We start from the raw sequence: 15,808 nt of genomic DNA, 5'->3' as shown, positions 1-15,808 counted from the left end.
CGTACTTTAAGCCGAACCGGTTAACCCGGCCGGCTGCTCCAAAAAGCCATTATCGCTTACTTTCGCTCAAACTTCAAATCCTCTGTTCGAATCGTCATCAGTTCCAATTTCCCCGGACTGCCTTGGGTATATTGTTCCAGCAATCGAACCGCCTGATGACGTATGGACCGCTCAATTGCATTTCGAACGTATCTAGCATTGCTGAAGGCATGCAGAGATTCATTTTTTTCCTGCAGTAAATGCTGCTTCAACTTCAGGATGGTCTGTGGCATTAAAATATAATCTCGCTCTTTCGCCATAATCTCTGAAATCTGTATCAACTGATCTATGCTGTAATCCGGAAATTCAACCTGGATAGGAAATCGGGATGGTAATCCCGGATTGGTCTGCAGAAAGAAATCAATTTCTTCAGAATACCCTGCCAGAATCAAAATGAATTGATTTTTATGATCTTCCATGGATTTTACAAGTGTATCAATAGCTTCCTTGCCAAAATCCTTCTCACCACCGCGAGCCAAACTGTATGCCTCGTCGATAAACAAGATGCCTCCAAGTGCCTTCTTCACCAGATCACGCGTTTTCTGCGCCGTATGTCCAATGTACTCTCCGACCAGATCGGCCCGCTCCACCTCAATAAGGTGCCCTTTGCTGAGCACGCCCATCTTTTGGAACAGCTTTGCCACAATCCGCGCAACCGTTGTTTTTCCGGTCCCTGGGTTTCCTTTGAAAATCATATGATACACATGTGCTCCACTGAGCAGGCCTGCCTCAGAACGCATCTGGGCGATTTGCAAAAATGCATAGATTTCAAATACGAGATCCTTGATAGTTTCCAGCCCAACCAACTGCTCGAGCTCACCCTGAATCTCCTGAAAATGGCTGTGCTTAGCTAATCCCTTTACTGCCTGAAGTGGTGTCTCCTCTTCCTTCGCCAACATCTGAGGCTCTTGGTTACGCAATACAACATTAATTTGTCTGGATGGTCTGCCTCCCGGTTGCCCTCCTGCAGCCATGACCCGTCCGTTCATTCGCCATCACCTCTATTTTATCGGGCTGATCTCTCCTGATTATTAATGTATTCTATCAGATGCTCCAATATTAGAAGGATGGCGAAGTAATTCTCTGCTTGTCAAAATTCAGATTTGAACGTTTTTGCGAAACTCCCCGTTCTCAAACAAGGTCTTCCGATGCTTCAATGATAGTTGAAAATAAGGAAACACATGAGCGTCAATAGCATGCAGCAATTCCTTGGCCGTTCGGTTAGCCAGATCATAATCGCCGGTTGTAATATGCTTACGCGAGAGGGCGTCTTCAAGCTCATCTTCATCCAGTAAAAATACCTCTCCATCTTTCAGGACGACTACATCGAGATAGAGATCATCAAACCAGGGAACCCCCTGGTCCGTGATGCCCTGGCTTCGACAGGTATCAATGTACCATTCAACGATCCGTTCCTGATCGTCAAACATGGCTGTCACCACGAAATGCTCTCCCTTCGGATAATACTGCAGCCATGAATACCCTTTATCTGCGATGCAAAACGTACTCCCCCCATAGGTTTTCCACAAGGGTTCTTTCAAATCCTGTATGGTATACAACGTAATGTAACCTGTAAAAACTTTGGATTGTACGAACCGGCATGTAAATTGTCGGTTCGTAATCCGGCGCCAGTTCGCGCGGTCCCCGAATTTCCGTTTCATACGAACCCCTCTTTGCCGACTACAGGCCCTTGACCTGTTCTCATATTGGTGAACACTGAATAACGTCCGCACAGCCGATTCCATGACTTACGAATCAGTTTTGCACAACGTATTACGATAGCTACAGCTTACCATATTTAAGTTATACACTCAAAATTAAGCTTTGCCTCACCAATTAATTGATATGAGTGAGTTAAAATATCACTGTCTAAAACAAAAAAACCTGCTTCACCGATCATACGGGAAGCAGGTTAAGAGCTGCGTTAAATGATATTTAGTTAAAGTTAACCGTCGTTTCCGGTCTGTGTTTCAACCGAACCATCATTTTCACCTGTGTTGCTTTCTGTTCCGGCATCCGGCGGAACAACTTCACCAGGAGTCGTAACCGTACCATCGCCGGATCCATCATTGTTCCCACCAGGATCGGTAGTTCCCGTTCCAGGGGATGTATTTCCATCACCAGACTGGCCGTTTCCTTGCCCCGGTCCTCCATTATTACCATTACCATTACCGTTGCCATTACCGTTATTGCCATTGTTTCCATTACCATTTCCGTTGTTACCATTATTCCCATTGTTACCGTTGTTTTCACCCGAGTTCCCATTATCCGGTGAACCATTATCCGGATTCTCGGTACCAGGCTGTTCCGTTCCAGGATCCGTTCCTGGCTCTGTACCCGGTTCTGGTTCCACTGGTTCAATCTCCTGCGCCTCAATCATAAGTGAGATCGTATTGGACGGATCCGTTTCAAGCCCAGAGGCCAGATCAAAGGCAGTAACATAATACTCATATGTCAGGCCTGGAAGTGCACTTAGATCCTGTGCACTAGTCGATCCCACCGAATCAATCAGATGGGTGAATTGCGCTTCGGACGTCTCTTTCCGATAGATACGATATTGAGTATTCGCATCTCCTGTTCCTGTCCAGTTAAGCGAAACCGTCTGAGAATTCGGATCATATGCCCCGCTTAACCCACTAACCGATAATTGCGGCTGCTCCGGTTGCGTTTCTTCCGGCGGTGGTGCCTGTGCACCTTTAGGTGCTTCAAAGTCCTTTACAGGTACACCCTTCAGTGCATCGGTCATGACTTTGGCGAAGAAAGCAGCAGATAGCTTACTGCTGTTTTTGAGCATATGGGTGGCGTCCGGATTATCATATCCCATCCAGACTGCAGCAGTCCATTCAGGTGTATATCCAACAAACCATACATCACGGTTTGCGCTGTTGCCAGCGATGCCGCTCTGCACCGTACCGGTTTTACCTGCTACCGGACGATCCAGTCTTGCTGAACGTCCTGTACCATCATTAACTACGTTTTGAAGCATCTGTGTCAATGCGTATGCATTTTGTTCACTCATGACGCGCGTCGTATCTGACTTGTCATGTTTGTAAACGGACTTATCCGAGCTGTCTTTGATTTCCTTGATCGCGTAAGCCTGTTGATATTCACCGAGGTTGGCAAATGCACTATAAGCTTGTGCCATCTCAAGGGTATTTGTACCTTTGCTCAGACCACCCAGAGCGATTGCGAGGTTTTTATCCTCATCTGTAAGCTGAATGCCTACACTCTTGGCAAACTGCACGCCAGTATTTACACCTATTTTATCAAGCAGCCACACGGCAGGAATATTCTCCGACTTCGTGATGGCCTCTGTCATACTGATTGTTGAAGAGTACCCGTGCAAGTTTCCCGGGCAATAATTGCCAAAGCACTGCTTCTGATTGCTCAGCGGCGAATTGGCGTTATAGTCGCCAGACTCCAGTGCAGGGGCATACGATACGATGGGCTTGAATGCCGATCCCGGTTGTCTGCGGCTCTGTGTTACCCGGCTGTACCCTTTCGTTTGATAGTCACGTCCACCCAAGAGAGCAACCAGACTACCATTTTCATGGTTCATGATAACCATGGATCCTTGAACCTTCTGGTCGTCTTTGCTTTCTTCAAATAAACTGTCATCCGAGAAGGCACTTTCCATGGCCGTCTGTGCCTGAGCATCCATGGTTGTATAAATCTTGTATCCACCGATGTTCAGATCATCTTCTGTTTTGCCTGTTACGCGTTCTGCTTCACGAAGAACATAATCAATAAAGGCTTGATACTTTTGCTCTTTTTCCGGTGGTGTATAATCATAATCCACCGCTTTCGCTTCATCCATTTCTGCCTTCGTAATGTAGCCTTGTTCGTACATCAGCTGCAGCACCACACCGCGGCGTGCTTTGGAATCGTTCGGATTGCTCAGCGGGTTATAGGCGGATGGCCCTTTAGGCATCGCTGCAAGCGTGGCAATTTCCCACAGATCAAGGTCTTCAAGCTTATCCTTGCCAAAATAAAATTCGGATGCAGCCTTAATACCATAACGCTGATGACCGAAAAAGATTCGGTTCAGATACATTGTCAGAATCTCGTCTTTTGTGTACTTGCGCTCCAAAGCCATCGCAATGGATACTTCCGTCGCTTTCCGGAAGAATGTTTTGTCACGGGACAGGAACATGTTTTTCGCAAGCTGCTGGGTTAGCGTACTTCCCCCCTCAACCATGGAACGGGCCATGATGTCTTTTACAGCTGCACGTCCGATGGACCAGATATCCACACCCTGATGCTCATAGAATCGTCTGTCCTCTGTTGCCACAAAAGCTTCCTTTACCAATTCGGGAATCTCATCTTCATCCACTGGTTCCAGCTTCTGAATCGACAGCTCACCCATTAATTGGCCATTGCGATCATATACTTTCGATGTCTCATTAATTGTTGTTTTGTCCATATTGGCTGTAAGCAGCCGCTCACCACTGACCATGATGAACAGATACCCGCCTAGTGCACAAAAGATGGCGATTGCCATAGTGAAAAACAGTGTCCACCCAACGCGTTTACCCGTAATTTTTTTCTTTTTAGAGGTCTTAGGCTTCGCTTTCTTGGGTGACTTGTTATTGTTGTTGCGATTATTAGACCTCGACAACGGATCGTTTGGCATGTTACCTCCTGACTCCCTTTCGGTTGCTCAATTTCTATTTGCCTGTATAGGCTAATGCTTATCATAACCCTTTTTTGCCCGGAATGAAAAGAACAACCCTTGTTAAGGTTGCTCTGCTTCAACTCCTATACTTGTAGACGAAATGGTTGTAGAAAAGGTTTCGTAATTTTTTAAGCTTCGCCGCTGTTATCCTGCTGCATCAGCGATACGCTGCGTTGCGGCGTGAACGTGGAGATGGCGTGCTTGTAGACCATTTGCTGGCGTCCGTCGCTGTCAATGACGATCGTAAAATTGTCAAATGCCTTGATCGTTCCACGGATTTGAAAGCCGTTGGTCAGATAGACCGTAGCAGGAATGTTTTCTTTCCGCAGTTGGTTCAAGAACGTATCTTGGATGTTGATGGACTTGTTCATTAGCCGTACCCCCATTGGTTCATTTGAATTCGTGTTTAAGATAGTATTCAATATCGCTGAGTAGCTTTCGTGCTATTATATCATGAACAGTTTCATATAATCCACAAAAACCCCTTGTCTACTATTTTGCATCTCGGAATCAATCTGACGTGCAGTTAGAAGACTTATCCATTATACACCGCTTGTCTAAAATGCAAAAGAGGGACAAAATCATCGTTTTAGAGCGCTTTATTCCTGCCGTTCCTGGTCAACCAAAGGGTTCGCCAATGCTTTCGTTAACGGAATTTTCTGCCGTTCTTTTCGATCATGAATCAGCATTTTCAGGTATGTATTGGTATTGGACAGAACGATAATTACCCAAATTAGGGCAATAAGACCCAGAATGGTAACGGCAATTCCGAATAATCCAGAAAAAAATAGATATAAGCTCGTTCCTCCACTCACACTTGAGTCCATTAAGATTCCTCCTTTCTCATATGAACACATCGTCAATGTCTCATGTTGTTATGTGTTTTCATCTTAATGATATTGTTATTTTTTTACAATCATTTTATTGACTATATTCATTTATTTTCTATGTTTTGCACTCAAAATAAAAAACCTCTACTCTTTTGAAATCAAGAGATAGAGGTTCAAACGTCCCATAGGGGACCTATTCACACGTCTCGCAATCATTTAAACTTTTGGTGAATTAATGCACATACCCGCTCATAGTTCCCTCCGAAATCTTCGGTATCTGTCATATCCACCCATTCAATGTCCTTCATATGCCGGAACCAGGAAAGCTGGCGTTTGGCAAAGCGGCGGGTATCCCTCTTCAGCCATTCCACTGCAGCATCCCAGCTGACTTCGCCTTGAAGATACGCCGCAATTTCCTTGTATCCCAGTCCCTGCATAGAGATATGTCCTCTGGCCACACCGCGTTCCAACAGTGACTTCACTTCTTCTACCAAACCTTGCTCAATCATCAGGTCAATACGTTCTTCAACCCTGGCGTAGAGCTTTTGACGATCCATTGTTAACCCTATAATACTCAGATCGTACGGGGATTCTTTCTTCTGCGACGCCAGTTGTTCAGATAACTTTTCCCCTGTCAGGTGGTAAATCTCAAGAGCACGAACAATTCGCCGCTGGTCGTTCACATGCAGCCGATCCGCACTAATTGGATCTATTTCCCTCAGCTTGTCATGCAGCGCCTGGGCACCGTGTAACTTGGCATAGCGGAACTGTTCCTCCCGAAAAGCCTCATCCGACCCGCTTTCCGAGAATTGAAATCCGTAACAGACCGACTCTACATACAGACCGGTTCCGCCAACAATAAAGGGCAGTTTACCACGATCCTGTATTTCACTGATCAGCCGGGTACAGCTCTCCTGAAATTCTGCAACCGAATATGGATATTCCGGTTCATGGATATCAATAAGATGGTGGGGCACTCCCTTCATCTCTTCACGGGTAATCTTGGCCGTCCCGATGTCCATTTCACGATAGACCTGCATCGAATCTCCCGAAATAATTTCGCAATCAAACGCTTGTGCGAGCTCGATACTCATCCTTGTTTTGCCTACTGCTGTCGGTCCAACCAGTACAAGCAGTTTAGGTTTAGCTTCCGCTTTCAACATTTATCACTCCGTACAGTGTTTTTGCATTGGCGCGATCCAGCACCTCGAATCCGAGCCTCGTAAACTCCGCGCTGCCGCGCTTTTCTTTCATCACAACCCGCTTGCGGGCTACCCGTTTGGCCTCCATGATACTTTGAATATCCAGTGCATGGGAGTTTGCATAATCCCGCAAGGGCTGAATCGCACTTGAATCCATCATCGGCTCGCGGAACATGGGGTCAAAATAGACTGTGTCGCAGCTTCGATCCGGCATCGAACGAAGAAGATCCAGATGATTGGCATGTCTTAACTCAATTCTGCGAAAGGCTTCATCGACTTCAGGCTGATTACTCTCGTAATAGGACATCCCTTCAACCAACAGTGTATAGAGCTGCAGCGAGCTTTCACAAGCAATAACCTGCCCCTGTTTACCTGCTGCTACAGAGAACACCAGCGCATCCGTTCCCAATCCGGCTGTACAATCAATGATGGTATCTCCTTCAAGTACAGCTCCCGCTTCCAGCATAGGATCGGGCTCTCCCCGCAATACACGCTTCGCGCGTACAAATCCCATGCTTGGATGAAATTCAAGCTGCGGTGCATTCTTACGATACAAGCGTGCCTTGCCTTGAAGCACGACCAGGATTTCGTTAACGCCATAACGTTCAATCAGCTTGGGCAAAGACTTTTTATTGCGCGGCACATAGGTACCCCCCGTCTTTTCCGCGAGCTTACGCGCGCGTTCCACAAGCGAAGGCGCCTCTGTATCACCGGTTGTAATATACATAACTTCCTCCTAAACAGCTACATGACCCGTTTGAACAACTTCTCCAGATCATAGGTTGAAAATGAAACCACGATCGGTCTCCCGTGTGGACAAGTGTAAGGCTGCCTGCAGGAACCGAGTCGCTGAATTAGCGTCTCTGCTTCCTGTTCTGTCAGCTTCTGATTGGCTTTAATCGAGGCTTTGCAGGAGCACATGATGGAAGCAGCTTCCCGCATTTTCCCCACATCAATGCTGCGCTCGCTGAGCACCCATTCAGACATTTCCTCAATAATATCCTTCTCGTCCCCTTTGGGAAACCAGAACGGATGGGAGCGTACACGAAACGTCTGTCCACCGAAATGCTCCAGATAGACCCCAGCCTGTTCAAACCAGGCCAGCCTGGACTTGAGTTTTTCCGTCTCTGAGGGTGTAAATTCCAGCGTGATCGGCAGCAAAAGCTCCTGTGAAGCTTGAGCCGGATTGCCAAACTTTTCATAATAATACTCATAATTCACACGTTCATGAGCGGCATGCTGATCAATCAGATAGAGGCCGTCTTCATTCTGGGCAATCAGATACGTACCGTGATGCTGACCAATCAGGCTGAGCTCAGGAAACGCCGGCATCGTTGCATTCGACTTCACCGCTGCCGCCAGCTTCGCAGTATCAGGTAAACCTGAACCCTTCCAGCTGCGCTCCATATTGGAACGATTAGAAGCTTGATAGGACAGCCGGTTTTCTCTAACTGGAGCATTCATGTTGGTTGGTCGATATGTCGGAGCTGTGTCCTGAGTTGGCACCTCGCGTTCATCTGCCTGAACCCGCTCATCAACAACAAGTGCTTGAAACGGATTTATCGGGTTGAGCTGATCTGGCGGTGGAGCGTCCGACAAGGGAGGTACCTCTGAAAAGAGTTCCGCAGCCTGTCCTGGTTGAATATCAGCGGGGGCATCCAGATCGTCCTCTTCCATGGCCGTGTTTCCTGGCACAACGGTGTTATTCTTTTTGATCTGTGCACCATCATTTTCTATCGCTGGCTCATCCTTGTATGGTCCTCGCGGAAACAGAAACTGTTCCTGTATAAATGAACTGTCGTTCCCACGTCTGATCTGCTGTTTGGTCACTTGAGGTATAAGCACTTCCTGCCGCAGTATTCCCCGTACTGTCGTTTCAATAAATTCGTACAACTCGGCTTCCTTGCTGAACCGCACTTCCAGTTTTGCCGGATGCACGTTTACATCTACGAGTGAAGGATGCATCTCAAGCTGCACCACAACAAGCGGGAATCGATTGATCGGCAGTAGCGTGTGATACGCTTTAAGAATGGCCTGATTAAGACCATAATTGCGAATAAATCGACCGTTCACAATCGTTGACATGCCGCCCCGATTGGCCCGAGTCCATTCCGGAAGACTGACTAATCCACTTACCCGATAATCCAGATTCTCGCCCTGGATAGGCAGCATGGCTTTGGCTGCACTCGTACCGTAGATTGCTGCCACCACCTGAAGCAGGTCGCCGTTTCCGAGCGTCTGCAGCAGCACATTGGCATTATGCCGCAGCGTAAAGGAAATATGCGGATGAGACATGGCCATCCGGTACAGCACATCCGAGATATGTCCCAACTCGGTTTGGATGGTTTTCATATATTTCAGGCGGGCAGGTGTATTATAAAATAATTCTTTGACAACAAACTCTGTCCCTTGAGGTGAAGTAGCATCCTCATGTGTACACAGTTTACCACCCTCAATCACAATCCGGCGTCCTCGGCCGTCGTCTCCGCTAGCCGTTAGCACTTCGACCTTGGAGACAGCCGCGATACTCGGCAGAGCCTCTCCCCGAAAACCAAGACTTGTGATCTGGAAGAGATCACGGCCGTGCGTAATTTTGCTTGTTGCATGACGATAGAATGCTGTTTCCAGATCCTCGGGCTCAATGCCTGAACCGTTGTCTTTCACACGAATGCTGAGCAATCCGCCCTCTTCAACGGAAACTTCAATTTTGGTAGCCCCAGCATCCACAGAATTCTCCAGTAATTCCTTTACAACCGAAGCAGGCCGTTCAACTACTTCACCTGCTGCAATCTGGTTGGCAATATGTTCGTCAAGGACATGTATTTTCGCCACAGGTTTCCCCTCCCATCATATCAGGATAATTGCTGTGCCTTTAACTTAAGCTCGTTCAATATTTGCATCGCCTGCAGAGGCGTCATATTCATAACATCAATGTCTTTCATGTTGCGTATAAAATCTCGCGCTGGTTTATCCACTGCAACCACAGCATCGGGCTTGCTTCCCACGCTGGGCTCATCATCACCGAATATCGACAGTTGGACAACGTCCTGTTGTTTGGAACCAGCCTTGTTCTTATTGCCTTGCTCCTTGGACGGCTCTCTCTCCATGTATGTCACCGTATTAGGTACCGAAACTACAGCTTCCTCGCGTACTACTGTGACACTTTTGGCATTTTCCGTTCCAAGTGTATTATTGTAGTCCGATCCCGAAATGCGGCTTTCCTTCCCGGCAAACTCACTGCCGACCGCCACCTGTGCGGCCGCATGTTCGAAGCCGTGCAGTAAACCATTCGCTCGTTCAATGATACTATCCGGCAGACCGGCAAGTCGTGCGCAGTATATACCATAACTGCTGCTGGCTGCACCCGGAATCAATTTGCGCAGGAAGTTTACTTTATCCCCGCTCTCTTGTACAGCCATGGAGTAGTTCGCCAGCTTATCCAGACTTTCTTCCAGGTGAGCCAGTTCATGAAAATGCGTTGATACGAGTGCTTTACAGCCTATAATGTCGTGCACATACTCAATGACGGATTGGGCAATGGCCATCCCCTCGCTTGTTGACGTGCCCCGGCCCAATTCATCAATAATGATCAGGCTTCTCGGCGTTGCTTTGTCCGTCATTACCTGAATATCCGCCATCTCCACCATAAACGTACTTTGACCGCCAATCAGATCGTCTGCTGCCCCAATTCGTGTGAAGATGCGATCCATGATGGGTACCTCAGCCTGACCTGCAGGTACAAAGCAACCGATCTGTGCCATGATTGAGATCAGGGCAACTTGTCGCATATACGTACTTTTCCCGGCCATATTCGGACCAGTAATCAGAAGAATCCGTGCTTCTTCCTTTTTCATTGCTGTGTGGTTGGCAATAAAGGCACCATCCCGCATTACTGCCTCCACCACAGGATGACGTCCTTGTTCCACAACAAAATCATAACCATCTGTCAGTGTTGGTCTAACAAAATTCCGCTCTGCACTGATTACTGCGAAGGATTGATACACATCGATCTCCGCAACCTGTTCAGCCAGTTTTTGCAGTCTTGCAATTTCCTGATTCAACCGATCCCTCAGCTCAGCAAACAATCCGTATTCAATATCGACCATCTTGTCCTGTGCTTCGAGAATCAATGTTTCCTTTTCCTTAAGCTCCGGCGTAATGTAACGTTCTGCATTGGCCAACGTCTGTTTTCGCTCATAACGGCCTTCCGGCAAGGAGGCCAGATTGGACTTGGTAATTTCGATATAATAGCCAAACACCTTGTTGTAGCCAATTTTAAGGGAGCGGATGCCCGTAGCTTCACGTTCTTTTGCTTCCAATTCAGCGATCCACTGTTTGCCATTCACCGATGCTTCCCTTAGTTCGTCCAGTCGTTCATGGTAACCTTCCCGGATTAATCCTCCATCCCTTACGGAAACCGGAGGCTCGTCCACAATGGCACGCCCGATGGCATCCCTTAAGTCACTACAGTCATCCATCATCTCCGCAATATTCTGAAGCGTGGTAGAAGAAGACTCTGCACAATACTGGCGCAGTCCAGGTATTTTATCCAACGATAGTTTGAGTGCATTCAGATCACGCCCATTGGCATTTCCGAAGGCAATCCGCCCCACCAGTCGTTCCAGATCGTAAATGTCCTTCAGTTCAGCACGCAAATCCTCACGCAAAATAAACTGATTGTATAGCGTGTCCACTGCTTCAAGTCGCTCATTAATTTTCCCTTTTTGCAGTAAGGGTTTATCCACCCACCGCCGCAGCATCCGCGCACCCATGGATGTCTCCGTTCTGTCCAGCAGCCAGAGCAACGAGCCTTTTTTGGAACGCTCGCGAACCGTTTCCACAAGTTCCAGATTACGTCTGGTGAATGGATCCAGAATCATGAAGTGATCCGGCTCGTAAGTCGAGATTTGTGTCAATTGCCCCAGAGAACGTTTCTGCGTTTCACTCAAATAAGAGAACAGTCTCGCAACACAAACCTGACGTTCAGGCTCCAGTCTTGCCCATGCAGCTTCACCGAATTGTTGCCGAACGAGATCTTCCTTGCTTTTGGTCCAAGGCGTGTATACAACAGGTCTCCCGATTGGTGATGACTGTGCAGCGACGGTATCGAGAAGAATCGCATCACCGACTAATTCGGAAGGTTCGTAGATGCCGATCTCGTCTTTCAGCCATTCCTTGGAATATGGCACGGACGTCACGTACAATTCACCCGTTGACAGGTCACATGCTGCCAGCGCCAGTGTATTTTGGTTTCCTGTCAGGCAGACCATATAATTGTTGGATTTGTCCCCAAGCGTCTTGCCTTCCATCACCGTTCCAGGCGTGATGACACGTACAATCTCCCGGCGTACCATGCCTTTTGTTACGGTTGGATCTTCCATCTGCTCACAGATGGCAACCTTGTATCCTTTTTCAATCAGACGCTGTATGTAATTGTCCGCCGAATGATAAGGCACACCGCACATCGGAATTTTCTCTTCCCCACCGCCTGCGCGTGCAGTCAGCGTAATTTCGAGCTCACGTGCTGCATTGACAGCATCATCGAAGAACATCTCATAGAAATCACCTAATCTAAAAAAAAGAAAAGCGTCTTGCGCTTCCGCCTTCACTTGCAAATATTGTTGAATCATTGGCGTATACTGAGCCATGAATATCCTCCATCCGTTCCTATGTTGTCAGGAAGAGTCCCTGCCCTAGAAGGAACAATAAGGCGGTCAGGCACATCTTCGTGCCTCCGCCTCATGTTTCGGCCATCTGCCGCTTCCTTCAATGACCAGTGTCTGCATGTCTTCCATAGCTGTAATCAGATCCAAAATTGACTTGCTTTCTATTATAACAAAAAAACATCTACTCTTCATGAACCTGCACGAATATTCCAGACTTTGCGAATGTCCCGGCTCTCATCCCACGTTTTCCCTTCTCTCAGGTGACGTATGAGCGGAGCAGCATACTTTTCAAATCTTGCGTAGTCCTCCAAGCGGACCAGATCGTCCAGAAGCGCTGGAATGTACTCTTTCATTCGTTCCCTGTCTCCTTCGTAAAAGGCAGCATGCACTGTTGTATTCATCAAAGGACGAAGAGGAAGACTGGTGTAGGAGGCGGCAATAAGACCTGCGAGAGCGACCACTCCTTTAGCAACAAGTGGAGAGATCAGGAAGCTGGGCAGTGTTCGATATTCGAATCCACCATAGTGCTTCAGTCGAAAATCACCCAGCGATCCGTACCTTGGACGCCTGCCCGAACCACGCGGGTCCTGCAGAAACGCAAGCGGCAGGGCCAGATAATTGTCAAGCACACGCAGCAGATCCCCGTTAAGCGTCACTCCGCTGAAATGGACATGTCCCCCGAGCGGCAATCCTCGCTGCGGCATTCCCCCAGCCTGCCAAATAAGCGAGTGGTCGGTTATGCTACGGGATGCCAGGTTGAAGGCTCTAAGTAAATGAGTTAGCAGCTCTCGCGGTTCCGAACTGGGGGCAGGACGAAGTTCAGCAACCGGATAGATTCGCCTCCCCCCAATGGTCACGGAATCACAGCCTACCATTCCCGTGCGTCCGAGAAACCTAGAGGCAGGTATAATTTTGGACTCCGGCATCTGCACGAGTAGAAACTCCGGGTCCATTCCAAGCACAGGCGTTACTTTGTTCTGACTTTCCTCATCCAGTTGTGACTGCAGCTGCTTCCAGCCTTCCCGGTACATGACAGATAGATCTGTCATGCCCTTCCACGGACGCGGGTCAATCGAAACAACAGTGCACCCTTTTTTTCCCGAAGCTTCCAGCCGTACAGCGCCGTGATCGAGTCCAAGGGTATATAAGGTTTTAACAGCAAGCCGCTCGATTCGTTTGAACAATGTAGAAGCCGCTTCCCGGTCCAGTACGCTATCCTGTGCACCGCCCATGCCGCTTGTATCCCGCCGTTTAATCCGAAGTGCGTACAGGCAGCATATCTCTACATCGTAACGTACTCTCAGGCCAGGCTCCCTTTTTTGCCTGTCACGTGAAGCAAGCACTTCAATGCCGGCTCGCTCCAATCGTCCTGCCCGTTCTCCCGCCGACATGCGTTCGTAACGTCTAACCGCTTGCTCTGCCTCTTCCATCACATTCATTCGGTCCCTCCTTTCCATCGCCCAAAAAGAAAAAAGAGGGCTTGCACCCTCTTCACTGCCGCTTGCGGCGCATATAATACCTTAGCTAAGGATACAAGAGACGAAGAAATTACAGTTCCTCGTCAAGCAGGTCCGGATCAAGATCATCATAATCTTCATCCGTGCTGCCAAAGTCATAATCCTTGTCTTCGTAGTCTCCGCAACCATCTGTGCATACCTTCACGCATACTTTGGTTTCGGCAACCAGTTCAACAGCGAATTCCCGTTCTACCCGGATAATTACGCTGCCTCCGCCTGCGGATACAGTGGCTTCCACACAGCTTGGTTCCTGCGTTGCATCCGCAGATACCTCTACTGTGGAAGCCCGGTGTTTCGGATCCACGTAAGACAAAGGCACATGTTCTACATACGACACCGTTTCTTTGGCTACATCTGTCTGCGAATTTTTGTCATAGGAATACCAAATGTTGATATCGTAAGTACCAATAACTTCAATTCCGTCCCCCGCTGATACGGCTTCATATTGGTGGTTGATAATCCAAGCCCCCAAAATACTGGTCGGACCATTAGGCGGAGTCACGGTATGTGTTACGGTAGAGAACTTACGACCTTTGCCGCAGATCGCCTTCGTGATGATCTCTCTACATTGATGTTTATGACTCAATGACATCTTTAAACCTCCTCCATACAATCATTCACTACAAGTGTATGCAGGGCATCCGTCTAGGGTGACAACTATTTTCTATTATTCGTTTGTAGATTGGGACCGGTCCGTAATCGGCGACGGCGCTTTGTCCTTTTTCGCAATTTTCAGATACAGCGCGAGTTCCCGGCACAGCTGGAGAATCGCAGAACGAATCTCGAATTCTTCCCTTGTATCTGGCAGCTCCATTCGCCTGAATTCTTCCTGCACATTTGCGAGAAGTTTTTCAGTTCGTCCAGTGTAAGACTCCGTGAGCACATCCTGACTGAGCTGGTCAAACAGCTCCGACACCATTTCAGCGTGTGGCATCTTCTGATAAATTTGGGATACCAGATGCATCATATGCTGAATGGAGTCCAGCTGCGTTTTTCGCATGTAAAAGTATACGCTCCATTCTTCGTTCGGATGAATGACCTGATTCTCCAGTGAACGCTTGGCTGCTTCAATGCCTCCAAGAACAGCCTTGTCCGCTTCGATCATTTCCTTCCCTGCCCAGACCTCATTCGGATTACGAAGAGTCGCAGCAAACTCCTTGAAGATCACGGAGAATAGTTCGTCAATCCTTTTGCGAATCTGAAGCATTTGCGGGTCCGCTGCTGGCATATATGCCAGATTAACGACCATCGCAGATCCCAGACCAATCAGCAGCAACCCGATTTGCACCAAAATGACTTGAACGTCCATCTCCCCGCCACTGAAGACACGAAAGACCACGACAGACCCCGTCACAATGCCTTCCTTGAATCCGGCCCGAACAATTACCGGAAACGCAATCAGTATGTACACGGCTAGAACCCAATAATGGAAGCCTAGAAAGTGAAAAAGTACACTTGCGAACAAAAGACCTACCACAGAAGCAAAGAATCGCGCCGAGATCGTGCGAATGCTTCTTTTTCTCGTAACGTCGACACCCAGAATGGCTAGCAAACCTGCCGATGTTGGCCCGGGCAAGCCGCACCAGTCCGCAATCAGCACAGCCATCAGTGCAGCAATTGCGGTTTTAATTACTCTAAAACCCATTTCTCATTACCTCTCCTCTAAGCTGCTTATATGTCCAAGCCAGCTCTTCGTCCCATCCGGATGAATGCATGTCCTGCTTCATACCTCTAACAAATCTGCGTTAGCCTGGTTCTGCAATACGTAGTATTACACACCCTGAGGCAAACCATTTCCAGTTTTAAAAAAAAGAAACTTTTAAAGGGATGCATAGACATATGCAGTCACATCAGAATCAATAAACGGCATCAACCGACA

The 15,808-nt window shown here is 48.0% G+C and carries 12 protein-coding genes; all 12 read right to left on the bottom strand.

The genetic code is table 11. From position 1 onward, the window contains the following. Positions 1–56 precede the first annotated feature (56 nt). Positions 57–1,028: an AAA family ATPase gene (locus CHH60_RS00375; protein ID WP_095357361.1), complete on the bottom strand. Its 972-nt coding sequence runs from the start codon at positions 1,026–1,028 to the stop codon at positions 57–59. A gap of 108 nt (positions 1,029–1,136) precedes the next feature. Beyond that, entirely contained in the window at positions 1,137–1,700 is a 564-nt protein-coding gene (locus tag CHH60_RS00370; RefSeq protein ID WP_095357360.1) for a DUF402 domain-containing protein, read from the bottom strand. Between the two features lie 284 nt (positions 1,701–1,984). Beyond that, positions 1,985–4,672 (bottom strand): penicillin-binding protein 1A, encoded by a 2,688-nt coding sequence (locus CHH60_RS00365; RefSeq protein ID WP_095357359.1) that lies wholly within the window; start codon positions 4,670–4,672, stop codon positions 1,985–1,987. 170 nt (positions 4,673–4,842) lie between these two features. Continuing rightward, on the bottom strand, positions 4,843–5,085 hold the full coding sequence (gene hfq, locus CHH60_RS00360; protein WP_017687918.1) for an RNA chaperone Hfq: 243 nt from the start codon (positions 5,083–5,085) through the stop codon (positions 4,843–4,845). 228 nt (positions 5,086–5,313) lie between these two features. Beyond that, the gene (locus CHH60_RS00355; protein WP_095357358.1) at positions 5,314–5,541 is read right to left on the bottom strand and encodes a hypothetical protein; all 228 of its coding nucleotides are present in this window, start codon (positions 5,539–5,541) and stop codon (positions 5,314–5,316) included. Positions 5,542–5,756: 215 nt separating this feature from the next. Further along, positions 5,757–6,704: a tRNA (adenosine(37)-N6)-dimethylallyltransferase MiaA gene (gene miaA / locus CHH60_RS00350; RefSeq protein WP_095357581.1), complete on the bottom strand. Its 948-nt coding sequence runs from the start codon at positions 6,702–6,704 to the stop codon at positions 5,757–5,759. Beyond that, positions 6,688–7,473 carry a class I SAM-dependent methyltransferase gene (locus CHH60_RS00345; RefSeq protein ID WP_095357357.1) on the bottom strand — a complete coding sequence of 262 codons (786 nt, stop codon included), beginning with the start codon at positions 7,471–7,473 and terminating at the stop codon, positions 6,688–6,690. Before CHH60_RS00345 ends, miaA begins: the two co-directional genes overlap by 17 nt. A 17-nt stretch (positions 7,474–7,490) precedes the next feature. Continuing rightward, positions 7,491–9,578: a DNA mismatch repair endonuclease MutL gene (gene mutL, locus CHH60_RS00340; RefSeq protein ID WP_095357356.1), complete on the bottom strand. Its 2,088-nt coding sequence runs from the start codon at positions 9,576–9,578 to the stop codon at positions 7,491–7,493. Between the two features lie 20 nt (positions 9,579–9,598). After that, positions 9,599–12,394, bottom strand: a complete 2,796-nt coding sequence (mutS, locus tag CHH60_RS00335) for a DNA mismatch repair protein MutS (RefSeq protein ID WP_095357355.1) — start codon at positions 12,392–12,394, stop codon at positions 9,599–9,601. A gap of 206 nt (positions 12,395–12,600) precedes the next feature. Beyond that, positions 12,601–13,851: a putative amidoligase domain-containing protein gene (locus CHH60_RS00330; protein ID WP_369680166.1), complete on the bottom strand. Its 1,251-nt coding sequence runs from the start codon at positions 13,849–13,851 to the stop codon at positions 12,601–12,603. Between the two features lie 109 nt (positions 13,852–13,960). Further along, entirely contained in the window at positions 13,961–14,521 is a 561-nt protein-coding gene (locus CHH60_RS00325) for an outer spore coat protein CotE (protein WP_095357354.1), read from the bottom strand. A gap of 75 nt (positions 14,522–14,596) precedes the next feature. Next, complete coding sequence (locus tag CHH60_RS00320) at positions 14,597–15,574, bottom strand: aromatic acid exporter family protein (protein ID WP_095357353.1); 978 nt, start codon at positions 15,572–15,574, stop codon at positions 14,597–14,599. Positions 15,575–15,808: the final 234 nt, after the last annotated feature.

Source organism: Paenibacillus sp. 7523-1, assembly GCF_002276415.1.
In the GTDB taxonomy this organism is placed as follows: Bacteria; Bacillota; Bacilli; order Paenibacillales; family Paenibacillaceae; genus Paenibacillus; species Paenibacillus illinoisensis_A.
This window is presented reverse-complemented; position numbering and strand designations above follow the sequence as displayed.